Genomic DNA, 24,613 nt, shown 5'->3' with positions numbered 1-24,613 from the left:
TCAGTGCGCCTCGCGGGTCATCAGCAGCGCGGCGTTATTGCCGCCGAAGGCGAAAGAATTGCTCAGCGCCTGCTTGAGCGGACGCGGCTTGTGCGCAGGCGTTACATAATCGAGTGATGGCAATTCGGGGTCGGGCACAGCGTCGAAGACATGCACTGGCAGGCGTCCGCGGTGGAGCGCCAACCAGCAAAATGCGGCTTCCAGCGCCCCGGCGGCGCCCAGGGTATGGCCGGTCAAGGCCTTGGTCGAGCTGCATGGCGGCGAGGTGGCGAACAGCGTCGCGACTGCCTGGGCTTCCATGCTGTCGTTGTGGCGGGTACCGGTGCCGTGCAGGTTGAGATAGTCCACCGCCTCGGGCGCGCAGCCGCCCATTGCCAGGGCCTGGCGCATCGCTTCGTAAGCGCCGCTGCCATCCGGACGCGGCGCTGAGACGTGATAGGCGTCGCTGGACTCGCCCGTGCCACTGAGCTGAATGCCGCCGGCTTCCGGCGTGACCACGAACAGTGCCGCCGCCTCGCCGATATTGATGCCGTCGCGCTGTGCGGAGAACGGCAGGCAAGGCTGCTCGCTGATCGCTTCCAAGCTGGCGAAGCCGTTGACGGTCAAGCGGCAGAGGCTATCCGCGCCCCCCGTGACGACCGCGTCGCATGTCCCGCTGGCGAGCAGGCGTCGCGCGCTGGCCAGCGCCCGTGCGCTGGAACTGCACGCCGTGGACAGCGCATACACAGGCCCCTGGGCACCAATGCGCTCGGCGACGAAGTGTGCCGGCGCGCCGAGTTCCTGATTGGCATAGCGGAATGTCTCGGGTAGCGGCCCCTCGGGTCCCTCCTCGGCGATGGCGCGCTCGGTCTCGCCGATGCCCGAGGTACTGGTGCCGATGACCACGCCGATGCGCTCGGGCGATACCGAATTACATAGATGTTCGAGTGCGTCATGCAGGCGGTGCATGGCGAGTGCCAACAAGCGGTTGTTGCGGCTGCGCTGCTCGGGTGGCCAGGCATTCCAGTCGGGGAGCTCGCATGTGACCATGCCCAACGGTAGCGCGCGTTCGGGGGTGAAGGCGGCACTGGACGTCAGCCCGCGTTGCCCCGCGAACAAGGCGTCGGCGATGGTCTCCAGATCGTCGCCGAGGCTGCATACCACGCCGGGACGCGACAGACGACAGAACTGGCGGTCGGCGGATAGGTTCATCGCGAGGCCTCGTGGTCGGTGGACGAATCGAGCGGCGCGATGTTCAGTCGGTAGTCGCCTTGAAAATCTTCCAGCAATACGTCGCTGTCAGCGTGCCTATCGCGCTGCGCCGGTGGCGGCGTGATACGCGCGACACGTTCGCCGCGATAAGCGATCAGGCGCTCTCGGCGATTCTCGTCGAGCGTCCAGTCGCTATCGGCGAAGGCCTCTTCGAGTGCCGCGCGGGGCCACAGTGACCACTCCAGCCGCGTCGCCAGCCAGTCCGGCGGAAACGGCAAGTCTTCTTCGCGCGGGGCATCGCCCTGCTCGAAGCGGCTGCCCGAGGCGTCGCGCACTAGCGTCGTCAGGCGCTGGCCGTAGGGTGTGGTCAGGACCACGCGCAATTCGTCCGGGGCGAGGCGCAGCACGGCGATCAGGGTTTGTTTGTCTGCGTCCGCGTCGTCGGGGATGAAGGTCAGGCGTCGAGTAAGTGTCTCCGAGCGTTCGGCCTGATCCAGCGCCGGATGGGGCGCAATGGGCGGCGCCAGCGAGCAGCCGCCGAGGAGCATCAGGCTACATAGCGCGAGCGCGAGTGGATATCGTGCCAGGCTCATGAGCGCACCTCGTCGCGTTGTTCGCAGACTTCGGCAAGTGTCGCCAGGCGGCGTCGCGAGGCGGTGACGAAAGGGTTGTCACGGTCCCAGGCGTAACCGGCGAGCACGCCGCTGATCCAGCGCTTGAAGCGCGGCGGTGGCGCTTCGTGAAAGACGATGGTCTGCAGCGTGCCGGCGTACCACGCCTCGACGAAGGCGCGGAAGGTTTCCACGCCGGCGCGCAGCGGGGTCTCGAAGTCGGCGTGCCAGTCCATTGCCTCGCCGCGTAATTGGCGGTCGACCAGAGGCGCGGCGAGGTGCGCCGAATGCAGGGCGATGGTGACGCCGGAGGAAAACACCGGGTCGAGAAATTCCCCGGCGTTGCCGAGCAGCACGTAACCGGGGCCGTGCAGGCGCGTGACGCTGGCTGCGTAACCGCGTATCTCGTTGACCTCGCGCACGCGCCGCGCCTGGTGCAGAAGCTGTCGAAAGCGCGGCTCCTCGTCGATCAGGGTTTGCCAGCGCGCCACGGGGCTGTCGCCATGCGCGGTGAGGGTGTCGATGTCGCCGACGATGCCCACCGAGGCGCGTCCGTCGGCGAACGGGATCAGCCAATACCAGATGCCGGCGTCCTCGGGGTGCACGCCGATCAGGATCTTCTCGCGGTCGTAATCGGCGTCCTCGATGCCGTCCTCGACATGGCTGAAGATCGCCATGCGCGGCTCGGCGCGTGGATCGCGTTCGAGTGATTCCAGGCGCGCCAATACCCGGCCGTAGCCGCTGGCATCGAGCACGAAGCGCGCGCTCAAGGAGCGCGTTGCCCCCTGTTCGTCCTCGAGTTGCAACACGGGGCGCGCGGCATCGGCGTCGAATGCGGTGACCGTCGTGCCGAACTCGAGTGTCGCACCTTGGGCCTCGGCGGCGTGGATCAGGCGCTGATCGAAGTCGGCGCGCGGCACCTGATAGGTGGTGCCCCAGCCGGGCGTCGATTTTTCGCGGAAATCGATGGTGGTGGTCCGCGTGTGGCGGGTGAAGGCGGCGCCGTTCTTGGGCTGATAGCCAGCGGCCTGGACTGTTTCCAGCAAACCGGCCGCCTCGAGATAGGCCATGCTCTGCGGCAGCAGGCTTTCGCCGATGGCAAAGCGCGGGAAATGGCTGCGTTCGATGACATGTACGTGCCATCCGAGGCGGCTCAGGCGCGTGGCGGCGGCCGCACCGGCGGGCCCGGCACCGATGATGGCGACATCACAGTCGGTGGCATGCGGGGATGCGTCGGTGTGCATGTTCATCAAGCGTCTCCTCGTGGACCGGGCCTGAGCAAATAGACCAGCCCCCACACCGCGGCCAGGCCGATCAGGCACGTCAGGCCGAGATAGTGAAGCGCCGGGGTGGCACTGAACGCGAGCAGCCCGAAGGCCAGCAGACTGGTCAGCGTGGACAGGCTGATGGCCAGCCAGGCGGCGGCCTGGCGGGGATGCTCGGCATTGAAGATACCCGCGTCGAGGCCGATGCCCAAGACCAGCAATAGCCCCAACTGACTGAAGACGTTGAGCGGGATGCCGGCCACCGCGAAGCTCGTCAATACGATCAGCGTAGCGCCCAGCGGGGGGACCAGCACTCGCCAGGTACGCCGACGATAGCGCAGGCTCAGCCCCGCGCCCAGCAAGATGAGGCCCAATGCCAGCCACTCGGCGATATGCGTGCGTAATTCGCCGAGGAGCCCCGACAGGCGTTCGATGCGATCGACATAGGTAACGCCGGGCGTGTCGGCGGCGAGTTGCCGCAAAGGCGGCTCGCCGTCGCCGTCCGCGACGCCCTGAAGCGCCACGCTGGCGGCGACGTCGCCGTCGTCGGTTTTGCCTAGCCACAGGCGGCGTTGCGACTCCCCGAGTGGCGAGTCGAGCCAGGTGGCGACATCCAGCAGCGGGCTCTCGTCGAGGCGCGCGCGTGCCCGCTTGGCCAGTGTGTCCGGCAGGTTCGCGCGCTCGAGCAGGTGCGCGAGCGGGGCCTGGTAAAGGCGTTCGACACGCGCCAGGTCGGCGTTCTGTCGCTCGGGCGGCGGGACGCTGTCGGCAAGATCGACGTGGCCGCTGATCACGCCCTGGTCTTCTAGCGCGTCCAGCGGTGTGTGCAGGGCGTCGAGCCGCGAGAGCAGCGCGGCTTCATCGTCGCCGCGCACCAGCAAATAGTGTGTGCCGGTATCGTTGCCGAAGTGTCGCTGCACGATGCGCTCCTGCTCGAGCAAGGCATCGGGCGATGAACTGAGCAGCCGCAGGCTGTCGTCGCTGTGCAGGCGCCAGACGCAGACCGCCACCAGGATCATTGCGACCACGCCGACGATGCCGGGCGTGAGGCGCCACGGTGAGCGGGTGAGGCGTTCCCAGCGCGTCGCCAGGCGCGCGGTGGCCGGCGAGATGGGCAGGTGTAGGCGGGGTAGCCACAGCACCACCGAGAGCCAGGCGCCCAGCAGCCCCAGCGCGGCGAAGACCGCCATCTGACGCAGTCCGGGCAGCGGCGTGAGGGTCTGAGCGAGATACGCGACCAGGCTCGATACCAGGCCCAGCGCGAGTCCGGGGAGCAGGGCGCGGAGACGAAAGGCGCGGCCGGCGATGGCCCGATGACTCTGGAGATGCAGGGCGTAATCGATGGCGATGCCGATCAGGCTGGCGCCGAAGGCCAGCGTCAGCAAGTGCAGGCTGCCGAACAATGCCAACGTCAGGGTCAGCGCCATCAATAGACCGCTACCCAGCGGCAAAAGCAATGCGAACAGCACGCGCGGCGAGCGAAAGACGATCAGCAGCACCGCGATCAGACCGAGCAACGCACCCAGGCCGATGGTCGAGATCTCGTGCTTGGCTTGTTCGGCGCCGGCGGCGGCATGGAAGATCAGCCCCGAGCGCAATAGGGTCGCCTCGGGGTGAGCGGCCTGAAAATCCGCCAATGCCGTGGTCAGGCGCTGCTGGGCCTCCGGCGCATAGGGCGAGGCGGCGAGCTCGCCGATCAGCAGGTCGAAACGCTGGTCGTCGATAGCGACGCTCAAACGGCCGTCGCGCGGGGTGACGCGGCTCGTGGTGCGTTCCTCGAGCCAGGCATCGAGCAGCCCGAACGGGTCGCGCCGCGGGTCGGGGCGTGCGGCGGGCGAGAACAGCGCCTGCAGTGCCGGCTCGACCAGTGATTCACCGCCGTCGGCATCGATGGCCTGGCGTATCTCGGGGGTCAGCAGGCGATAGCGATAGGCGTCGAGTGCCGCCTGGGGATCGTCATCGAGCAGGTCGGTGTCGCGCCAGGTCAGGGTGTCGATCACCGACGCCGCGTCGCTATCCCCGCTGAGTGCGTCGGCCAGCGCGGGCGTGGTGCTCGACAGGTTGTCGGCGTGCACCAGCAGCACGAAACGGTCCTCGAAGCTCGTGCCCAGCTTGGCGCTGGCGCGCTCCACGAGTGGAGCCTGACGGTCCTCCGGCAGCATGGCAGTCAGCCGAGTGTCTGCCGGCAGGCCATCGCGCAACAGCCAGCCGAGTGCCACCAGACACACAAGATGGGCAACCAGCCAGGCCCAGGCAAGGTAACGGGGCGCGCGCGTGGCGGTAGGCAACAGCGACATGAGGGGTTCTCTCGATCCGGTCAGCGGGTATCGGCGTCGGGGAGGGCGTCGATCGCTTCAGGCGTCAGCGGCGCCTGATCGCTGAAGTCGACGCTCAGGCGGTCGCCATCGGCGGTGTGCATCTCCAGATGCTCGACGTAGCGGCCGCCGGCCAGGCGAATCTCGCCGATGCGTTCGGCGAGGGCCAAGTCGCGAGGCGTGAGTTCGACTCGCCAGTCGTCGGCGTCGCCTTCGAGGGTCTGGGTAAAGCGTGAATCCAGCGCCGACCAGTCGCCGCCGAGCAGGCGCAGCAATAGCGCCGCAATCTGCTCGCGACCGGCCTGACGGGCGCTTTCCGATTGCGTGGCGTCTTCGGCATCGGCCGGCGTGAGTACCAGCGTATCCTCTACGGGCGTTTCCAGTTGCCAGACGACCTTCTCGTCGCGGACATAAGCGAAGCGCCCCTGGCTTTCGAGCTGCGTATCGACATCGGCGAGCCAACGGACCTGCGTGAAGCGGCCTTGCAGCGCCGGCGTCTGTTCGAGACGTTCCTGCAGTGCCTGGTGGTCGAAGGCGTGTGCGGCGAGCGGTAGCCCGATGAACCCCAGGCAGGCGTAGGCGATCAAGCGGCGCATCATGTGCTTTCTCCCGTGTCGAGGTGACTCGCGGCGATGAAACTCAGTCGTCGTCGCGTGTGTGCGTTGTCGAAGAGGCCCAGAATGGGAAGAAGTTGAACCATTGCAGGGGCTGGCGCTGGCACTGGTCGGTCAGCCATTGTACGTAACGGCGCATGGCCTGTTCGCGCCAGGCATCGCGCTCGACGCGTTTGACGTGGGTGGTGTCGTCGAAGTCATTGAATTCGACCCGGTAGCCTTCGGCGTCGCGCAGGCAGGCCACCGTGTAGAGCGGACAGCGCAGCAGGGTGGCCAGATGGAACGGGCCTTCGGGAAAGGCAGCGGGCGCGCCCAGGAAGTCGAGCGTCTGGGTGCGACCGCCGTCGTGGATCGGCACGCGGTCGGCGGCGATCATCACGAAACGCCCTTGTTGAATGCGCTCGGCGAGCAACATGGCGGTGGCCGGGGTGATCTCGCTGACCTCGATGATCTCCGGCGCGCGGCGCAGGTTGCTGCGGGCGAGCAGCTCGTTGAACTTGCTGGCGTTGCGGGTGTGCATGATCTGCACTACGTGGAAGTCGTCGCGGCGTTCCTGCATGGCGCTGCAGATTTCCAGGTTGCCGACGTGTGAGACCAGTACCAGCCCGCCGCGTCCGCTGCGGATGGCAGCGTCGAGTCGGGCGCGGTCTTCGCCGTCGACCCGCGCCTCCAGGCTGCGCCCGCTCCAGGCATCGATCTTGTCCATCAGCATGCCGCCGAAGACCAGGAAATGGCGCAGGCTCAGCCAGTGCACGCAGCGCGGCGCGCGCCCGGCATAGAGTGGCCAGATGCGCTTGAGATAATCCTGCGACGCCTGGCGGGGAATGTGGCGTATCGCGTAGTAGTAAAGAATGACCGGCACCAGCATGAGCCGAAACGGCCAGCGTCCCAGGTGGCGGCGAATCCAGATCATCAGGCGCATGCCGGCCAAGGTGCCGGACTCCTGAACGCGCGACCAGTGCTGTGCGTTGCGTTGCGTATCATCGTCACTGGGGGTCATCCGGTACTCCTGGTCATTCGCACACGGCGGCATAGCAGGCGTGGCAGCCGCCGCAGCATACCGGCAAGCAAGCGTAGATGCATGGCGGTGAGTTGGCGGTTATCGCGCCACATGGCGAAATGCGAAACGCCATCGAGGGGATAACTGACTCGCACGGGCAGGTTCTCGACCGGCGCCCCCGCCCATATCCAGCGCACGGGTAACTCGGTGTCGAACTGCATGCGGTCCCCGCAGGGATGCCGCGCGACCAGACGATTGGTCGCCGCCACCGGATACAGCTTGACGCCGCACATGGTGTCGCGCAGCGCGAAGGAAAGGGTGCTCAACCACACCAGTGAATGGGTGAGATAACGGGCGTAGAAGCGGTGGCGTGGCACGCTGGCATCGAAACGTGGATAGCCGATGCGCAGCGTGGTGTCGTCGGCATTGAGGCCAGCGAGAAACGGCGGTAAATCGTCGGCGTCGTGCTGGCCATCGGCATCGACTTGCAGGGCGTGCGTGAAGCCCAGCCGCTGCGCCTCGCGTAGGCCGGCCTTGACCGCCGCCCCCTTGCCCTGGTTGTAAGGCAGTTTGAGCAGATGTGTACGTGGCGCGCTGGCGAGGCGCTCGAGAACGGCGGTACAGGCAAGCTCGCAGCCGTCGTCGACGAGTAGCAGGGGCACGTCCAGCCGGCGCAGCGCCTGGCATGTACGCCCCACCGCTTCGGCGTGGTTGTAGACTGGAATAATGACACAGGCACGGGCGTCGTCACGCATGGTGTACGCCCTCCGGCGGGGTCAGTATCAGCGTGCCGGTCCCATGAGTACCGCGCTGGCTAGTGAACGTGAAGCGTAGTTGGATCGTCATGGCGTCGTTATGAGCATCGTCATGAGCGGTTTCATGCGAGCTGTCATGTGTGGCGTCGAGCGTCAGGGTGACGCGTTCCCCCGGCAGCAGCAGCAGGGGAAACTTGATGCGGGTCATGTCGCGGCACACGCCATGCAGGTCGAGGCTTTCGCGTGCGGCGTGAAGCGCCCAGCGCATCATGACCACGCCCGGTACTACCGGCTGCGTAGCGAAATGGCCCTCGACATAGGCGAGGCGTTCGGGCACTTCCAGGGTGAGACGTGCGCTTTGCGGACCGTCCAGCGTTTCGCCCAGCCAGCGCGGTGCGCGGGGATCGTCGAGATCTGCGAACAGGCGTGACAGGCACGCAGCACCGAGCTTGCCCTGGGCATCGCGGGGCCAGGTCTCGACGAAGCGCCAGTAGCGCGGTAGCACGGCATTCTCGAAGCGCGGCGCCAGTGCGGTGCGCAGCGCCTGGATCAGCCGGCGGCGCGCTGAATGATCATGCGGTACGGCCTCAGAAGCGAGCTCGACGATGGCGCCCAGGCGGCCATCGCGCCTCGCCAGCGGCATGCAATGCGCTCGGCGCACCCCCGGGAGTTCGCCAAGGGCGTGATCGAAGGCGGTGAGCGAGATACGCTTGCCGCCGACCTTGGCGATACGATCGCTGCGACCGAGGAGTTGAAAGCGAGTGTCCTCGACGACCACGCGATCGGCCTGCGGCGTCCAGGTCGTGGGGTCGGTCAGCCACGGTGTGCGTAGCCACAGTTGGTGCTCGCTATCGGCACTTATCTCGACATCGGGAAACGGTGTCCACTTGGAGTCACATTGCTGGATGCGCCAGGCGATGCCGCCGGTTTCGGAGCTACCATAGACTTCGCGCACCTCGACGCCGAGCAGGCGCTGGGCATGCTCGGCCGCATCGCGCGGCAGGGGCGCGCCGGAGGAATGAATACGCGCCAGCACGCCGTCGACCGCCGACCAGTCGAGTGTCTCTGGAAGCCGCTCAAGAGTTGGTGGGGCGCTGACCAGCACCGCCTCGCGCTGGGTTTGCGCATGCCAGTGCGCTAACCACTGATGCAGGGTTTCGGGATAGCGGCATACCTCGCTGGCGAAGGGGCTGCGTTCGCACAACGGGCGCAGCACGCCGAACAACAGCCCGTAGATATGCTGATGACTCACCTGACTCAGCGTCAGGCGTGCCTCGAGCGGCCATAGCGCGGCATGCATGCCAAGCTCCGCGTTGAGCTGGGCGAACGTCTTGTCGAGGCGCTGCGGTTCGCCGGTGGAGCCGGAGGTATAGAGACTCACGGCGATGCGCTCCGCCTCGAGCGTGCCCCAGCGCGGCGTGCGTGGGGAAGCGCTCGGCGTCAGGCCGCCGGGAATATCCCCCAGGCGCGCGGCACCCAGGGCATCGAGGGCCTCGAGTGTCGCCGGACGCGTGTCGGCCGGCAGGATGACACGGTCGCCACGTTCCCATGCGGCGATCAACGCACAGCCGAACCGGTAAGGGTCGTGTGTGCTCAGCATCCAGTCACCGGGGGGCTCGGTATGCGCATCCAGCGCCGCCTGCCAGGCGCCGATGTCGGCCTGGAATGCCGCCAGCGTGTGCCAGGGCGTCTCGGCGTAAGCGTCGGTTTGCCAGGCGACGGCGCGTGCTGGATCGCGCTCACGCCACGGGGTGGCCAGCAGTGGGCCGTGCGTCGTGTCATTCGTCATCGGGCGTTTTCCTTACCTGGTGACGGATCAACCATTCGCCGCCGAACATCATCGTCAGCAGGGCATAGACGATGCCCCCGTTGTAGAGCGTCCATGTGGCCAGGTCGGCGTAGAGTGCGGTCCATAGCGCGATGCTGCCATTGATGGCGAAAAATACGCACCAGGCTTGAGTCACGCGTCGCGTGTAACGCACACCGCGCGGGCCGAGGTTGGGTTCGCGGCGCCGCGCCAGGCGCTCGATGGCACTGGGTGGCCGCGCCAGACTGTAAGCGAAGGCGGCGAGCATGGCGATATTGAGAAGCACCGGCCAGGCGCGTACCCCGAGTTCGGCGTGGCCGGCAGCGAGCAGGCCCCCGCCGGCGATCAGCAATCCCCAACCCCATCCTCGGCGCGTGGCGGGTAGCCGCCACCAAGCCAGAGCGACGAGAGCGATCAGCAACGGCCAGGCGCCCAGACGCGGCAGCAAGGCGTGCACGGCCAGCGGCCATCCCAACGCCAGGATGCCCAGGAGCAGATTGAACAGGGCCGAGCGCGGTGCGGCCGACGACGGGGTACGGGAATTCATGCTGGGCTCTACGCGGTGCGACGCTCCTCGACCAGCGCAGCGAGCGTGCGCAGATTGCGGAAGTGATGGCGTGTTTCGTCACTATCGGCTTCCAGCTTGATGCCGTAGCGCTTCTGCAGGGCGAGCCCCAGTTCCAGAGCGTCTATGGAGTCCAGGCCGAGACCTTCGACGAACAGCGGCTCGTCGGGATCGATATCCTCCGGCGTGACGTCCTCGAGTTCGAGGGTGTCGATGATGAGATGCTTGAGCTCTTGTTCCAATTCGCTCGTCATGGGCGACTCCATTCTCGTCGATGCAGCATAAGGCGTATGTCGTGTGCGTAAACGTTGCCGACGGCGGGACGCACTATACCGGCTGGCCTATGATACAGGCTGTAAGCGGTTACAGGGCAGGGCGTCGACGTTCATCGGGGGTGATCTCGTTCATGCGTTATTCGGCGCGCACCAACGACCATGCCTGGCGTGGCCGGTGGCAATGGAGTTCGTCGCGTATGCCGCATAGCCAGTCGATGAGATCGCTGGGCTGGGGGCGGCTCTCGGCGGTGTCGTCGCTCGTCAGTGGGCGTGGCGTCAGCGCCCAGGCGTCTTGCGCCGGCGTCAACGACACGCGTAGTGCCACGGCGGCGGTGTCGACTGGGGTCGTGAAGTGCGCGGTGAAACGCGCGGGGATCGCTTGCTCGGCGAAGGCGACGATGACTGCCGGCTCGCCCTGTGCCAGATACCCCCGGGCTTCGACGAGCAGTGCGGCGAATTCGTCGCCCGAGGCGGCGATTGCCTGCTGAGTGCGGCGGTTGCCGCGTCCGATCGAATACACGCCGGGGATGGCGTTATGCACCGAGAGCCCGAAGCGTGCCGGCGACAGCGGCGCTTCTTCTGCCAGTGAATCGAGCATTTCCAGGGTACGTTCACCGTCGCCATGGCGGGAGGCATACAGCAGGGGGCAGTCGGCGTCGACATCGAGTTCGGCCAGCATGTCGCAGAGTGCGCGACCGATGCCGGTCAAACGGCGTCGCAACATGGCCGGCACATGGCCGCCGGCGGGTTTTTCCGCAACGCTGAGGCGGGGCTGCGAGGTATCGCGGCGGCCGGGCTGCCAGGCGCGCCAGTCATGCACGTACATCATGGCCGGTGTCGTCATGCAGTCGTTTCCGTTTCGTCGGCGAATGCCGCTGGCTCGATTCGTGGGGTGAATAACAACGTATACAGGCGTTTACCCTACCCGAGTCGTAGCATGATGGCTACTGTCTCGGGGCGCCGACAACGGGGCTTTGAGGCGAGGGTGGGGAGTAAAAAATGACCGCCCTGGCGGGCGGTCCGGCCTGAGGCCAAACCCGCATTTGCGGGTGCAGGGAAACGGCACGTGGCGCTGATGTGTGGCGCGCGTGAATCTGTGTGCTGTCAGATGTCAGTCTATGTCGGCGTCGCGTGACTGGCTGTCAGTCATGGCGGCGAACGACGTAGGCAATGCTTGCGGGGTGGCGCAAGCGACTGGCTATGCACGCGGTGATCGTTACAAGGTATGGGGTGAGCGTTGCCGTCCACGCCTTGCGTTCGGCGTCGGTGGTGTTTTCTTATCGCCACCCACTGGCGATGACGCCCATCCCGGCAAGCGCGAGACCGGCGCCGATCCAGTCGGTGGGTTGCAACGGTTCGCCATCGACGGCCCACAGCCAGCCCAGGGCGCAGACCACGTAGACGCCCCCGTAAGCCGCATAGATACGTCCGCTGGCGGCGGGATGCAGCGTCAATAGCCACGCGAACAATGCGAGGCTGGCGGCCGCCGGGACCAGCAGCCAGGGCGAGCCTTGCTGGCGAAGCCACAGCCAGGGCAGGTAGCAGCCGATGATTTCCGCCAGAGCGGTGACGATGAACAGCAGTGTCGTGATCAGCATGGGGCTTCTCCCGCGGGGCGGTCGTGCTGGCCTGGGGTGTCGGCGATTTCGCGCGGTCGGTAGCGGCGCGCCAGGGCGTCGACGCCGATGTTGAGTGCGGCGGTAATCAACAGCAGCACGAAGGCTTGATCGAACATCATATAGGCAAAGCTGGAGTCGATGTGAAAGCCCAGCGTGGCGATGCCGAGCATGCCCAGCAGCGCGGTTTCGCGAATGATCGTCTCGGCGCGATAGAACAGCAGCGCCAGCAAGCCGCCATAAAGACGCGGCAACAGTTCGTAGGCATAACGCCCGGACGCGGGCAGTGCGTGGCTACCCGGCACGATGGCATCGGCATGTCGCGCCACCAGAAAGGCGATCAGGGCGCCGTTGTGTAACGACAACGCCAGCCAGGCGGGGAGCATCGAGGGGCCGAGCATCAACAGGAAGATGAACGCCAGCATCAATTCCGGCGTGGAGCGCATCAGGATCAAGACGCCCTTGCCTGCCATGCGGGTGGGGCGGTTGCCGAAATGCCGGCTGGCCAGCGGCCACAGCAGCAAGGCGACCACCAGGCTGCCAGCGGTGCCCATCAGTCCCAGCAGCAGGGTATTGCCGATGGCCGGCAGCAGGTCGGGGATCTCGCTGAACCATTGCCAGAGTCCGCTCCAGTTCCCTTCGAGCAAGGGTTGCGGCCATAGATCGACACTCACGAATCGCCATAGCAGGGCGCCGTCGATGTCTGGCCAGGGCCCGAGCAGGAACAGACTCCCCAGTGCGATCCACGGCAGCAGGCGGCGGTGTCCCCATAGATGCAGCGAGGCGATCATGAGGTAGAACAGCCACAGCAAGGCGCCGGCTTCGGGGTAGCGTCCTTCGCGGAAGGCACTTTCCAGATGGAAGCCGAGCGTCGGCAGGCCCACGAACCCGAGCAGCACGCTGGAGCGCATGGCGCATTCGAAGCGATAGCGGGTATAGCTCGAAAGCCGCGACCAGACCATGGGCAGTTCGGCATACACGAAACGCGACAGACGCCCGACGCCCTCGGGCAGCGCATCAACCGGCGCGCGCGGCGTGAGTTCGAGAATCTCGGCGTAGACCTTGGCGAAAATGCCGGCGTAGGGAATCGTCAGGGCGGCGATGGCGGTGACCGCCGAAAGGCCGAAGACCTGTAGCAAAAGCAGCGCCCAGAATAGCTCGTGGATGGCGCGCACGAACGCGCAGCCACCGCGTAGCAGGCGCGAGCGCGGGAAGAGCAAAGCCAGCGGGAATCCCAGCAGCATACCGAGCAATGTGCCCCACAGCGCAAAACCGATGGTCAGGGCAATGGCATGAGGCAGTGACTCGGTCGCCAGAAGGTCGGGGTGCAGCAGGCCGGAGAGCATGCGCCCCAGCTCGGCCCAAGGATCGTGAGTGGTGATCGCCAGGTCGGCGAAGGGCAGCAATACCAGACACAGCGCAATCAGCCCCAGCGAGCGTCGGGCCAGGCGCAGATTGAGGGAGTCACCGGCGAGCAGGCCTGGCGCGCGTTCTTCCCTCATGCCGGCTCCGGTTGGGGATCGGACGAGTGGGCGTCGGGATACAGCGTGTCGAGATCGTCAAGCGTCAGCTCGCGCGCCGGCGTATCGAACATCAGTCGGCCGTCGCGCAGTCCCCACACGCGGTCGAAATGGGTCAACGCGAGCTCGCGCTGATGCAGGGCAATCACACAGGTCGTGTGTTGATTCTGCACCCTATGCAGCAGGCGGCGCGCCTGGTGCGGGTCGATGCTGGCGACCGGTTCGTCGCCGAGAAATACCTCGCGCGCCTGATAGAGCGCCCGGGCGATGGCCACGCGCTGGCGTTGCCCTCCGGAGAGCTGTGCCACGGGGCGCTTGAGCAGCCCCTCAAGACCTAGCTCACCGCATAGCGCTTGAATCTCGTGCCAGGCATCACGCCTCGGGCGGATCAGATTCAGGAAGTTGGCGAACGCAGAGTGGCGTTCCAGGCGGCCCATGTAAACGTTGTGATAGACCGACAACGGCGGCACCAGGCCGTGCTCCTGCGGACACCAGGCCGCACGATGCCCGAGGCGCTGGCGCAAGGCGGCCAGCAGGGTCGATTTTCCCACTCCGCTGGGGCCCAGCAAGGCCACGCGTTCGCCGGCCTGAAGCCCTAGCGTGAGCTCGGCGAGGACGGTATGGCGTGCATGGCCCAGCGCCTCGCCGTCGAAGCGAACGAGTTCCTCTACACTCAACGCAGCAGGCCTAGTTTCTCGCCGACGTCTTCGATGGGCTGGTAGTCGTCGTTGTCGGCGGGGATGAAGCCCTCACGGGGGAAGCTCTCGAGCAGCTTGGGATCGTGCATATCGAGCAGTGCCTGACGCACCTTGTCGGTGAAGCCGTTGCCATAGCGACTGTCGACGTCGCCACGCACGGTCCATTGATAGTCGGGGTAGGTCGGCGTCTTCCAGATTACGTCGACCTTGTCGGTATCCACGCGTCCATCGGCCACGGCGGCGTCCCAGACCTTGAAGTTGACGGCGCCGATGTCGTAGGTGCCGGACTCGACCAGGGCAATGGTGCGCGTATGGTCGCCGGAAAAGCCGACGCGCGAAAACAGCGACTTGGGTGGCGCCCCGAACTGGTCGCGGATGTAATATTCCGGCATCAGGCGCCCGGAAGTGGAAGTCTTGGCGCCAAAGGTGAACGCCTTGCCCTGCACGTTCTTGGGCAGGTCATCGCCTTGCGTGTCGACATCGCTATCATGGTTGGCGATGAAGTAGGTGCGGAATTCGGCGTCTTCCTTGCCCTGGGCGATGGCGCGAGAGTCGGGCACCAGGCGGCGTGCCTGCACGCCGGTCAGGCCGCCGAACCAGGCCAGTTGCACCTGATCGTTGCGGAAGGCCGAGACAGCGGCGCTATAGGATTTGACCGGCACGTACTCGACGTCCACGCCCAGTCGATCCTCAAGATAATGGGCGACCTTGTCGAAGCGCTCTTCGAGTCGCGATTGGTCTTCGTCGGGGATGGCCGTGAAGCGAAACGTTTCCGCCGATGCGGCGGTGCTGATGAGAATCAACAGGCAGGCGACGAGCCAGCGCATGGGCATACTCCTGTGAAAAAAGGCGGTTGAATAAACCGCTGCAATGAGCGTGGTGAGACGTTCATTGTCGTGACTGCGCGGTGTGGCGGCAAGCGCGGTCCACGGCGCTCACTCGTCGGGGAGCGGAAACCGCGTGGCTTGCAGGCTGTCTTTTATCTTCTTGAGGTGCGGCAGGAAATCCTCGCCGCGGCGCAGCGTGACGCCCGTCGCCAGCACATCGATCAAGGCCAGGTGGATCATGCGCGAGGTCATCGGCATGTAGACATCGGTGTCTTCCGGGGTGATGACCTCGAGGGTTTCGGTACACTCATGGGCGAGCGGCGAATCGGGGGCGGTGATGCCGAGCACGATGGCGCCGTTGTCGCGCGCCACACGGGCGATCTCGACCAGCTCGCGGGTGCGGCCGGTGTAGGAGACGATGACGATGACATCACCGGTATGAGTGGCGGCGGCAACCATGCGTTGCATCAGCACGTCTTCGTAGGCGGTGACAGGCAGGTTGAAGCGAAAGAACTTGTGCTGCGCGTCCTGGGCCACAGGCCCCGAGGCACCGAGGCCGAAGAAGCTGATCTGTTTGGCCTGGATCAGATAATCGACGGCGCGCTCGACGCGTTGGGCATCCAGCGTGCGCCGGGCGTCATCGAGGGCGGCGATGGTGGCGCCGAAGATCTTCTCGCCATAGCTTGCGGCGCCATCGTCACGTTCCACGCTGCGACTGACATAGGGCGTGCCGCCGGCTAGGCTTTGGGCAAGCTTGATCTTGAAGTCGGGATAGCCCTTGGCGTCGAAGTTGCGACAGAAGCGATTGACCGTCGGTTCGCTGACCGCCGCGGTCTGCGCCAGCGTCGCGATGCTCATGCCGGTGGCGGCGGCCGGGTCGTGGAGAATCACGTCGGCCACTTTGCGTTCGGAACGATTGAGTTCGTCCAAGCGGGAGCGGATACGGTCGATCAAATCGAAGGCTGGCATGCGTAATGGAAGTCTCTGTCTGCCAAGGGTGTCGAAAGGTGGTCAATTAACGACGTTGTCGCATGACCACATTTGCAAGTAACTACATTGTGTTAGCTAAGGCATCCTAGCGTGGTGGCGCAGGGTCGCCAAGCCAAGTCGTTCGCGGATGGCATCGAATGCATGCCGCTTTGGTAGTAAATTTACATAATATATTTGCCGAGGAGTCCTGATATGGCTTATTTTATAGGTAAGTTAACCATTTTTTTGGGGGCCACATCATGAGTCGAGATACCACGCCCGATGTCGATCTGGCCCTTTTCGGGGCGCTTGGTGATCTGGCGCTGCGCAAATTGTACCCGGCATTATACCACCTGGATCGCGAAGGGTTGCTCGGCGATACCACGCGCATCCTGGGGCTGGCGCGCCATGAGCATGATGCCGATGGCTTCCGCGCCAATGTCAAGGAAGCCCTCAACAAGCGACTCAAGCCCAATGAGCTTGAAAAGGCCTGCCTCGAGCGCTTCCTGGCGCGTCTCGATTACCAGCAACTCGACTTTGCCACTGTCGAGGGATACGACGCCATTCGCGATTGGCATGACGCTACCCAGCGCCCCATGGTGGTGTACCTGGCGGTGCCGGCCAGTATTTACGGCGATATCTGTGCCAACCTGCATGCCAGTGGCAGCCTCGATGACGAGACCCGCGTGGTGGTCGAGAAGCCCATCGGCCACGATCTCGATTCCTCCGTGCAGATCAACGATGCCATCGGCGATGTGTTCCCCGAGTCGCGCATCTATCGCATGGACCACTACCTGGGCAAGGAGACGGTCCAGAACCTGATCGCGCTGCGCTTCGCCAATCCACTGTTCGGCAATCAGTGGAACCAGAACCAGATTTCGCATGTGGAAATCACCGTGGCCGAGAAGGTGGGCATCGAAGGCCGCTGGGGCTACTTCGACGAGGCGGGGCAGTTGCGCGACATGGTCCAGAACCACTTGCTGCAGTTGCTGTGCCTGATCGCCATGGATCCGCCGTCGAATCTCGACGCCGACGCCATTCGCGACGAGAAGGTCAAGGTGCTCAAGGCACTCAAGCCTTTGGTTGGTGAAGAGCTGTCGCGCAACGTGGTGCGGGGGCAATACATCGGCGGCTCCGTGGACGGCGAGAGCGTGCCGGGCTATCTCGACGAGGAAGGCGCTAACACCTCGAGCCATACCGAGACCTTCGTCGCCATGAAGCTCGAGGTTGCCAACTGGCGCTGGGCCGGCGTGCCGTTCTATCTGCGCACCGGCAAGCGCATGCCGGAAAAGATGTCGCAGATCGTCATCCACTTCCGTCAGCAGCCGCACTACATTTTCGATCCCGACCAACGCGGAATCGCGGCCAACAAGCTGGTCATCCGTCTGCAGCCGGAAGAAGGCATCGCGCTGCAGGTGCTGACTAAAGACAGCGGGCTCGACAAGGGCATGCGCCTGCGCCCCGGACCGCTGCATCTGGATTTCAATCACGCCTTCCCCAAGACGCGGATTCCCGATGCCTACGAGCGCTTGCTGCTCGAGGTGATGAAGGGCCAGCAGTACCTGTTCGTGCGCCGCGACGAAGTGGAGTACGCCTGGAAGTGGGTGGATCAGTTGATCGCCGGCTGGGAGGCACGCGACATGTCGCCGCGGCGTTATCCAGCCGGCTCCTGGGGCCCCGTGGCGTCGATCGCCATGATTACTCAGGACGGGCGCTCCTGGTATGAAGATTATTGATTGGATAGGCAGCCCATTATGAAAAGCATCGAGGAAGGCCGTCGTTACCTTGCCGAGCGCCTCGCGGATACCGTGGCCAAGGCGCTCGAAGCCGACTTGGCCAGTCGCGAGCGGGTGCTGCTGGTCGTTTCCGGCGGCTCCACGCCGAAGCCGTTCTTCAGCGCCCTGGCCACCAAGGCGCTGCCCTGGTCGCGTATCGATGTGACGCTGGCCGATGAACGTTGGGTGGCCGACGACGATGCCGACAGCAATGCGCGTCTGATCCGCGAGACGTTACTCGTCGGTCCGGCCGCCGAGGCACGTTTTCATTCCTTGACCACCGGCGACGATACCCCCGAAGACGGTGTCGAGGCGGTCTCGGCACGCATCGCGGCGCTACCGTGGCCGGCTAGTGTGGTCGTCCTCGGCATGGGCGGCGATGGGCATACGGCCTCGCTGTTTCCCGATAGCGAACAACTGGCCACGGCACTCGAGACATCCGAGGCGGCGGTGGCGGTGCATGCGCCCAGTGTATCGCAGGCGCGCATCACGTTGAGCGCCGCGCGCCTGGCCGATGCCCATCTGCATGTCCTGCACATGACCGGCGAGGACAAGCGTCGTGTCCTGGCCAGCGCGTTGGGGGGCGATGATGCCCGGCAACTGCCGATTCGCACCTTCCTCTCTCAGCCGATCGCGACGTACTGGGCACCCTGAGCCCTGCGTTTACGAATACCCGGAGCACCCATGACTATCGACAAACAGCTTCCTTCCACCCGCACGACGGAACTCGACAGCATCTGCCAGAAGGTGGAAGTGATCCCGGTGCTGGTGATCGATCGCCTCGAGGATGCCGTGCCCATGGCGCGTGCCTTGGTCGAGGGCGGTCTCAACGTACTCGAGATCACCCTGCGCACCGATTGTGCACTGGACGCCATTCGGCGCATGCGGGCCGCGTTACCGGGTGTGAGTATCGGCGCCGGCACCGTGCTGACGCCCGCCCAGTACCGGCAGGCCGAGGAGGCTGGCGTGGATTTCGTGGTCACCCCCGGCACGACCGAAGCGCTGTATCGCCATGGCGTGGAAAGTGCGGTACCGATGCTGCCGGGGGTGGCCACGGTCTCCGAGTTGATGACCGGCTGGCAGTACGGCTATCGGCGCTTCAAGTTCTTTCCGGCGGAGGCTAGCGGCGGCGTCAAGGCGATCAAATCTATTGGTGGTCCGATTCCCGACGCCCACTTCTGCCCGACCGGCGGTATTACCGTGGACAACGCCGACGATTACCTCAGTCTGCCCAATGTGATGTGCGTGGGTGGCTCATGGCTGACGCCCAATGCCCTGGTCGAGAACGAAGACTGGGACGGCATTCGCGAACTGGCGCGCCAGGCCGCCGAACGCTTTCATCACTAAGACTGCTTGCTATCAAGCAGGGCAACCGCTTCTCTCTCGACAGCTGATGCTGTTCTTCCGACCCGCCACTTGGCGGGTCTTTTTTTGCTTCACGTACGTTGGCGAAACGATACAGATGGTCTTCCGTCATATATCCATCATTTAATTGAAAGATTCCTTGGCTAGTGTGGCACGAGTGGCGTCGATCCCCTGTACTCGACAAGGAGCCTTCCATGCAACGTGCTTTCCTGCTTTCTTCTCTTGGCATCACGCTTGCCCTGGGGGCCTGCGCGAGCAGCGCCCAGGCCAATACCCAGATTACCTGGTGGCATGCCATGGGGGGTGCGCTGGGCGACAAGGTCGACCAGATCGCGACCGACTTCAACGCCAGCCAGGAAAACTACACCGTCAAACCGGTGTTCAAGGGCAATTACAGCGAGACCATGACCTCCGCCATCGCGGCGTTTAGGGCCGGCGAGGGGCCGGATATCGTGCAGATATACGAGGTTGGCACCGCGACGATGATGGGTGCCAAGGGCGCTATCGTGCCGGTGTATCAATTGATGGCATCGGCTGATGTCGACTTCGATCCGGAGGGTTACTTGCCTGCGGTCACGGGTTATTACACCGACCCTGATGGCAATATGCTGTCACTGCCGTTCAATTCCTCGACGCCGGTGACCTATTACAATCGCGAGCGCCTTGAGCAGGCGGGAGTCGAGGAAATCCCTCGAACGTGGCAGGCACTGGGAGAAGCCCTGCAGAAGATCGTCGACTCCGGGGCGGCGAGTTGTGGTTTGACCACGACCTGGCCCTCCTGGGTGATGCTCGAAAATTACTCCGCCATCAACGATGTGCCGTTTGCCTCGCAGGCCAATGGCTTCGAGGGGACCGACGCGCGTTTACGCTTCAATCGCACCGCCGTCGTCGATCATATCGAGCGTCTCACGCAGTGGCAGGATGATGGGCGTTTTGCCTATGGCGGACGTTTCGATGACGCCGCGCCCAAGTTCTACTCCGGCGATTGCGCGCTGATGATGGGGTCCTCGGCGTCCTACGCCAATATCAAGGAGAACGTCGATTTCGACTTCGGGGTGGCGCCGCTGCCGTACGATGCCGATGTCGTCGAACAAGCCAACAATTCGATTATCGGTGGTGCTTCGCTATGGGTGCTCGATGGGCTGGACGAGACGCACCAGCAAGGGGTGGCCGAATTCTTCGAATACCTGTCCTCGCCTGAAGTTCAGGCGGATTGGCACCAGTACTCGGGCTACTTGCCGATCACGCAGGCGGCCGCCGACCTGACCCGCGAGCAAGGCTTCTATGCCGATCACCCCGGAACTGACGTGGCGATCAAACAGATCACCATCGGCGAGCCCACCGAGAATTCCAAGGGATTGCGGTTGGGCAACATGGTGCAGATTCGCGATGTCATCAACGGCGAGCTCGAAGAGATATTCTCGGGTGACGTAGGGGGGCAGGAGGGGCTCGATGAAGCCGCCTCGCGTGGCAACGCACTCTTGGAAAAGTTCGAGAGCGCCCATCAGTGAAGCCTTCCAACTTGAGAATAACGGCGCCCGGTCGCCGGGCGCTTGTGTTTGAGCATGGAGGCAAATCGTCCTCATCGAGATGCCGAGGAATGCCATGAGTGCGCCGTTTCAGCGCCATCGCCTCACGCCCTGGATATTGATGGCGCCGCAGCTAGGCATCGTTCTGGTCTTTTTCTTCTGGCCGGCATTGCAAGCCATCGAGCAAGCCTTCTATGTCGAGGATGCCTTTGGTTTGTCCCGGGAGTTCGCCGGGTTTGCCAACTTCCAGGCCGTATTGAGCGACAAGGCGTATTATCAGGCACTCGGCACCACGCTGATCTTTTCGCTGGCGGTGGCGCTCGGTGCGATGAGCATCGCGTTACTCCTGGCGGTCATGGCGGACCGGGTCATACGCGGTGCGCGCATCTACCGCACACTGTTGGTATGGCCCTATGCGGTCGCGCCGGCGGTGGCGGGCGTGCTGTGGCTGTTCCTGTTCGATCCGACGTTGGGGCTGATCAGTGGTTTGCTGGGCAATATCGGCATCGGGTGGGACCACAAGCTCAATGGCGTTCAGGCCTTGGCCCTGGTGATCATGGCCTCGGTGTGGAAGCAGATGAGCTACAACTTCGTGTTCTTCCTCGCCGCGTTGCAGGCGCTACCCAAGAGTCTGCTGGAGGCGGCGGCCATCGACCGTGCGGGCCCGTGGCGACGTTTCTGGACCATCACCTTTCCGCTGTTGTCGCCGACCGCGTTCTTCTTGCTGGTCATGAACAGTGTCTACGCCTTCTTCGAGACCTTCGGCACCATCGACACGGTGACGTCCGGCGGTCCCGGCGGCGCGACCACGACACTGGTTTACAAGGTCTATCAGGATGGCTTCGTCGGTCAGGATATGGGGGCCAGCGCCGCTCAGTCGGTGTTGCTGATGGCTCTGGTCGGCGGCCTGACATGGTTTCAGTTCCGCTACTTGGAAAGAAAGGTGCAGTACTGATGCATTATCGTCGTCCCGGGTTGGACAGGTTGAGCCATGCGCTGCTGGTGCTGTGTTGCCTGCTGTTTCTGCTGCCGGTGTGGCTGGCCTTCACGGCGAGTACCCATACGCCGGGCGAACTTTACTCACAGACGGCACCGTTATGGTTCGGCGAGGCGGGCTGGGACAATTATCGGCATCTGCTCGACGGTTCGGTCGGCGGCCTGGGAACCGATGTGCTGACCCTGCTCATCAACTCGACGCTCATGGCGTTGGGCATCGCCATCGGCAAGATCGCGATCTCGGTGCTTGCCGCTTATGCCATCGTCTTCTTCGCGTTTCCCTGTCGACGGCTATGTTTCTGGTTGATCTTCATAACCCTGATGTTGCCGGTGGAGGTGCGCATTCTGCCGACGTTCGAAGTGGTCGCCGACCTGGGGCTGCTGGATAGCTACGCGGGGCTGATCCTGCCGTTGATCGCCAGCGCCACCGCGACGTTTCTGCTGCGTCAGTTCTATCTCACCATTCCGCCTGAATTGGTCGAGGCGGCGCGTATCGATGGCGCCGGCCCCTGGCGTTTTCTGCGCGACATCCTGCTACCGCTTTCGAAGACCAACCTCGCGGCATTGTTCGTGATCATGTTCCTGTATGGCTGGAATCAGTATCTATGGCCGTTGTTGATCACCAACGATGCCGATTATCTGACCATCGTGGTCAGTCTCAAGCGCTTGTTGACCAGTGCCGACGGTCTCGTGCCCTGGCAGGATGTCACTGCCACGGCGGTATTGGCCATGTTGCCGCCTATCGCGGTCATCCTGCTGATGCAGCGTTACTTCGTGAAAGGGCTGGTCGACAGCGAAAAATAAGCGTGCCCGGTGCTGGCCGTGGCTCAATGAGTGATCCGATATGGCGACTTTACGACTCAACGGCATTCGCAAACGCTATCCCAATGGCATCACCGCGTTGCATGATATCGACCTGGACGTTGTCGACGGGGAATTGATCGTCGTGGTGGGGCCCTCGGGATGTGGCAAGTCGACCTTGTTGCGTACATTGGCGGGACTGGAAGCGATCAGTGACGGAGAGCTCACGATCAACGGCCGGCGCGTCAACGAACTGGAGCCTGCCGAACGCGATATCGCCATGGTCTTCCAGAACTATGCGCTCTACCCGCACATGAGCGTGGCCGGGAACATGGGCTATGCGCTGAAAAATCGTGGCATGCCCAAGGACGAGATCCGCCGTCGTGTGGCGGCCACCGCCGAATTGTTGGGGCTCAGCGAGTTACTCGAGCGACGCCCACGGCAGCTATCCGGTGGACAACGCCAGCGTGTCGCGATGGGCCGAGCGATCGTGCGTGAGCCGCAAGTCTTTCTATTCGACGAACCACTCTCCAACCTCGATGCCAAACTGCGTGTGCAGATGCGATTGGAAATCCGGCGTCTTCAGAAGCGGCTTGGCGTGACGTCGGTCTATGTGACGCACGATCAGGTAGAGGCGATGACCCTGGCGGACCGTCTGGTGGTGATGAACGCCGGGCGTGTCGAGCAATGCGGTACCCCGATGGCGCTTTATGAACAACCCGCGACACTTTTCGTGGCGAGCTTTCTAGGCTCGCCGGCAATGAATTTCCTGCCCGTGACGGTGCATCGCGATGGCGTGGTGTTACCCAATGGCACGCAGCTAGCGCTGGCATTGCCGGTTGCAATGCCCGAGGGGCGAGTGACGAATCTGGGGGTTCGCCCGGAACATCTCGTCGAGGCCGCATCCCGACCGGATACGGCAGCGGTCCTGGACGTCACGGTCGAGATGCTCGAGCCGTTGGGGGCGGATATGCTGGCCTATACACGCTTGTCCGGGCTCGAGGAATGGCTGGTCGTGCGTCTGGATGGTGCGCACGCTGCCCACGAGGGGCAGCGTTTGTCACTCACATTCTCCCTGGCGGATTGCCATGTCTTCGACGCCGACGGGAGACGCGTTTCTATGACCGAGGGAGCCGCTGCCAAGGCCCAGGCCTGTCAGTAACCGGCCTTGGGGTCGACGGTGTCGATGGCTTCGCCGGCGTGCATGGCGGTGAGGGCCTTGGCGACCTGGTCGGCGGCTTCGTCGATGGGGGTCGGGCCGGCCATGTGCGGGGTGATCCATAGGCGTGGATGCGGCCATAGCGGGCTGTCGTCGGGTAGCGGCTCGGTGGGAAAGGCATCGAGCAGCGCACCGCGCAGTCGGCCGTTTTCCTCTTCGCCGTTACCCAATGCCTCGAGCAACGCGGACTCGTCGATCAGCGTGCCGCGTCCGGGATTGATCAGGCTGGCGCCGTCGGGTAACGCGGCCAGGGCGTCGCGGTCGATGATCCCGCGGGTGGCGGGCGTATCGGGTAGCAGCGTGACCAGAGTGCGGACCTTGCCGAGCAGTGCCTGGAGGCCAGCGTCACCATGGTGGCAGGTGATGTCTCTGAGGGTCTTGGGCGAGCGACTCCAGCCATGCACGGGATAGCCGTCATCGGCGAGCTGGTGGGCGACATGGCGGCCGATGGCGCCCAGCCCAAGAATGCCGATGCCCCATTCGTGCTTGGACGTGAGCGCATGTTCGCGCCAGGTGGCGTGATGCTGCTGGCGGCGGTAACGGTCGAAGTCGCGTTGAAAATGCAGCACGCCATAGCGCACGTAGTCGGCGATCAGCTCGCCCATGCCGGCATCGCGCAGCTTGACGATGGGGATGTCGCGGGGCAGTGCGGGGTTGTTGAGCAACGCATCCACGCCGGCGCCGAGATTGACGATGCCCTTGAGCGCTGTCTGGGCCTCGAACAGTGACGCTGGCGGCTTCCATGCCGCGAGGTAGTCAGCCTGGAAATCGCTCGTTTCGCCACTGATGGCGAACTCCGCCGAGGGTAAACGCGAAGCGAGCCTGTCTTTCCAGAGCGCGGCGTCGTCGGCATGGATCAAAATGCGCATGAGATCCTCATGAGGTGGTGGATGATGAATG

At 64.3% G+C, this 24,613-nt stretch carries 24 protein-coding genes; 7 read left to right on the top strand and 17 right to left on the bottom strand.

Going from position 1 to position 24,613, the window contains the following annotated elements:
* The 16 genes from L1073_RS13145 to L1073_RS13070 form a co-directional block, all read right to left on the bottom strand.
* Positions 1 to 1,191, bottom strand: coding sequence for a beta-ketoacyl-ACP synthase (locus L1073_RS13145; protein WP_246899953.1), 1,191 nt, complete (start codon positions 1,189 to 1,191; stop codon positions 1 to 3).
* Positions 1,188 to 1,784, bottom strand: a complete 597-nt coding sequence (locus L1073_RS13140) for a DUF3261 domain-containing protein (RefSeq protein WP_246899951.1) — start codon at positions 1,782 to 1,784, stop codon at positions 1,188 to 1,190. The genes L1073_RS13145 and L1073_RS13140 overlap by 4 nt, the downstream gene beginning before the upstream one ends.
* Positions 1,781 to 3,052, bottom strand: a complete 1,272-nt coding sequence (locus L1073_RS13135) for an NAD(P)/FAD-dependent oxidoreductase (protein WP_246899949.1) — start codon at positions 3,050 to 3,052, stop codon at positions 1,781 to 1,783. The genes L1073_RS13140 and L1073_RS13135 overlap by 4 nt, the downstream gene beginning before the upstream one ends.
* On the bottom strand, positions 3,052 to 5,364 hold the full coding sequence (locus L1073_RS13130) for an MMPL family transporter (RefSeq protein WP_246899946.1): 2,313 nt from the start codon (positions 5,362 to 5,364) through the stop codon (positions 3,052 to 3,054). The genes L1073_RS13135 and L1073_RS13130 overlap by 1 nt, the downstream gene beginning before the upstream one ends.
* Positions 5,365 to 5,384: 20 nt before the next feature.
* Positions 5,385 to 5,981, bottom strand: coding sequence for a LolA family protein (locus L1073_RS13125; protein WP_246899944.1), 597 nt, complete (start codon positions 5,979 to 5,981; stop codon positions 5,385 to 5,387).
* 40 nt (positions 5,982 to 6,021) lie between these two features.
* Positions 6,022 to 6,996 carry a lysophospholipid acyltransferase family protein gene (locus L1073_RS13120; protein ID WP_246899942.1) on the bottom strand — a complete coding sequence of 325 codons (975 nt, stop codon included), beginning with the start codon at positions 6,994 to 6,996 and terminating at the stop codon, positions 6,022 to 6,024.
* Entirely contained in the window at positions 6,993 to 7,751 is a 759-nt protein-coding gene (locus L1073_RS13115) for a glycosyltransferase family 2 protein (RefSeq protein ID WP_246899940.1), read from the bottom strand. Before L1073_RS13115 ends, L1073_RS13120 begins: the two co-directional genes overlap by 4 nt.
* Complete coding sequence (locus L1073_RS13110; protein ID WP_246899938.1) at positions 7,744 to 9,540, bottom strand: ApeI family dehydratase; 1,797 nt, start codon at positions 9,538 to 9,540, stop codon at positions 7,744 to 7,746. Before L1073_RS13110 ends, L1073_RS13115 begins: the two co-directional genes overlap by 8 nt.
* The gene (locus L1073_RS13105) at positions 9,530 to 10,105 is read right to left on the bottom strand and encodes a COG4648 family protein (protein ID WP_246899937.1); all 576 of its coding nucleotides are present in this window, start codon (positions 10,103 to 10,105) and stop codon (positions 9,530 to 9,532) included. Before L1073_RS13105 ends, L1073_RS13110 begins: the two co-directional genes overlap by 11 nt.
* Positions 10,106 to 10,113: 8 nt before the next feature.
* Complete coding sequence (locus L1073_RS13100; RefSeq protein ID WP_246899936.1) at positions 10,114 to 10,377, bottom strand: phosphopantetheine-binding protein; 264 nt, start codon at positions 10,375 to 10,377, stop codon at positions 10,114 to 10,116.
* Positions 10,378 to 10,534: 157 nt separating this feature from the next.
* Positions 10,535 to 11,242, bottom strand: a complete 708-nt coding sequence (locus tag L1073_RS13095) for a beta-ketoacyl synthase chain length factor (RefSeq protein ID WP_246899934.1) — start codon at positions 11,240 to 11,242, stop codon at positions 10,535 to 10,537.
* A 433-nt stretch (positions 11,243 to 11,675) separates the two neighbouring features.
* A complete protein-coding gene (locus tag L1073_RS13090) occupies positions 11,676 to 11,996 on the bottom strand; it encodes a YnfA family protein (RefSeq protein WP_246899933.1) in 321 nt (106 codons plus the stop codon).
* Entirely contained in the window at positions 11,990 to 13,516 is a 1,527-nt protein-coding gene (locus L1073_RS13085) for a PhnE/PtxC family ABC transporter permease (RefSeq protein WP_246899931.1), read from the bottom strand. The genes L1073_RS13090 and L1073_RS13085 overlap by 7 nt, the downstream gene beginning before the upstream one ends.
* The gene (locus L1073_RS13080) at positions 13,513 to 14,211 is read right to left on the bottom strand and encodes an ATP-binding cassette domain-containing protein (protein ID WP_246899930.1); all 699 of its coding nucleotides are present in this window, start codon (positions 14,209 to 14,211) and stop codon (positions 13,513 to 13,515) included. The genes L1073_RS13085 and L1073_RS13080 overlap by 4 nt, the downstream gene beginning before the upstream one ends.
* Complete coding sequence (locus tag L1073_RS13075; protein WP_246899928.1) at positions 14,208 to 15,059, bottom strand: putative selenate ABC transporter substrate-binding protein; 852 nt, start codon at positions 15,057 to 15,059, stop codon at positions 14,208 to 14,210. Before L1073_RS13075 ends, L1073_RS13080 begins: the two co-directional genes overlap by 4 nt.
* A 108-nt stretch (positions 15,060 to 15,167) precedes the next feature.
* Positions 15,168 to 16,028, bottom strand: a complete 861-nt coding sequence (locus L1073_RS13070; RefSeq protein WP_246899927.1) for a MurR/RpiR family transcriptional regulator — start codon at positions 16,026 to 16,028, stop codon at positions 15,168 to 15,170.
* 260 nt (positions 16,029 to 16,288) lie between these two features.
* Between L1073_RS13070 and zwf the strand changes: the two genes are divergently transcribed.
* The 7 genes from zwf to ugpC all read left to right on the top strand — a co-directional run bounded on the left by zwf (position 16,289) and on the right by ugpC (position 23,656).
* Positions 16,289 to 17,764 carry a glucose-6-phosphate dehydrogenase gene (gene zwf, locus L1073_RS13065; protein WP_246899926.1) on the top strand — a complete coding sequence of 492 codons (1,476 nt, stop codon included), beginning with the start codon at positions 16,289 to 16,291 and terminating at the stop codon, positions 17,762 to 17,764.
* Between the two features lie 18 nt (positions 17,765 to 17,782).
* Positions 17,783 to 18,457 (top strand): 6-phosphogluconolactonase, encoded by a 675-nt coding sequence (pgl, locus tag L1073_RS13060; RefSeq protein WP_246899924.1) that lies wholly within the window; start codon positions 17,783 to 17,785, stop codon positions 18,455 to 18,457.
* Positions 18,458 to 18,487: 30 nt separating this feature from the next.
* Positions 18,488 to 19,150 (top strand): bifunctional 4-hydroxy-2-oxoglutarate aldolase/2-dehydro-3-deoxy-phosphogluconate aldolase, encoded by a 663-nt coding sequence (locus L1073_RS13055; RefSeq protein ID WP_246899922.1) that lies wholly within the window; start codon positions 18,488 to 18,490, stop codon positions 19,148 to 19,150.
* A gap of 212 nt (positions 19,151 to 19,362) precedes the next feature.
* A complete protein-coding gene (gene ugpB, locus L1073_RS13050) occupies positions 19,363 to 20,679 on the top strand; it encodes a sn-glycerol-3-phosphate ABC transporter substrate-binding protein UgpB (RefSeq protein WP_246899919.1) in 1,317 nt (438 codons plus the stop codon).
* Positions 20,680 to 20,773: 94 nt separating this feature from the next.
* Complete coding sequence (gene ugpA, locus L1073_RS13045; RefSeq protein WP_246899917.1) at positions 20,774 to 21,652, top strand: sn-glycerol-3-phosphate ABC transporter permease UgpA; 879 nt, start codon at positions 20,774 to 20,776, stop codon at positions 21,650 to 21,652.
* Entirely contained in the window at positions 21,652 to 22,497 is an 846-nt protein-coding gene (gene ugpE / locus L1073_RS13040; RefSeq protein WP_246899916.1) for a sn-glycerol-3-phosphate ABC transporter permease UgpE, read from the top strand. Before ugpA ends, ugpE begins: the two co-directional genes overlap by 1 nt.
* A 40-nt stretch (positions 22,498 to 22,537) precedes the next feature.
* Positions 22,538 to 23,656, top strand: coding sequence for a sn-glycerol-3-phosphate ABC transporter ATP-binding protein UgpC (ugpC, locus tag L1073_RS13035; protein ID WP_246899914.1), 1,119 nt, complete (start codon positions 22,538 to 22,540; stop codon positions 23,654 to 23,656).
* Here the strand turns inward: ugpC and L1073_RS13030 are convergent.
* Positions 23,650 to 24,582 carry a 2-hydroxyacid dehydrogenase gene (locus tag L1073_RS13030; RefSeq protein ID WP_246899912.1) on the bottom strand — a complete coding sequence of 311 codons (933 nt, stop codon included), beginning with the start codon at positions 24,580 to 24,582 and terminating at the stop codon, positions 23,650 to 23,652. The genes ugpC and L1073_RS13030 overlap by 7 nt on opposite strands.
* Positions 24,583 to 24,613: the final 31 nt, after the last annotated feature.

The organism is Chromohalobacter nigrandesensis, assembly GCF_023061285.1.
Taxonomy (GTDB): Bacteria; Pseudomonadota; Gammaproteobacteria; order Pseudomonadales; family Halomonadaceae; genus Chromohalobacter; species Chromohalobacter nigrandesensis.
This window is presented reverse-complemented; position numbering and strand designations above follow the sequence as displayed.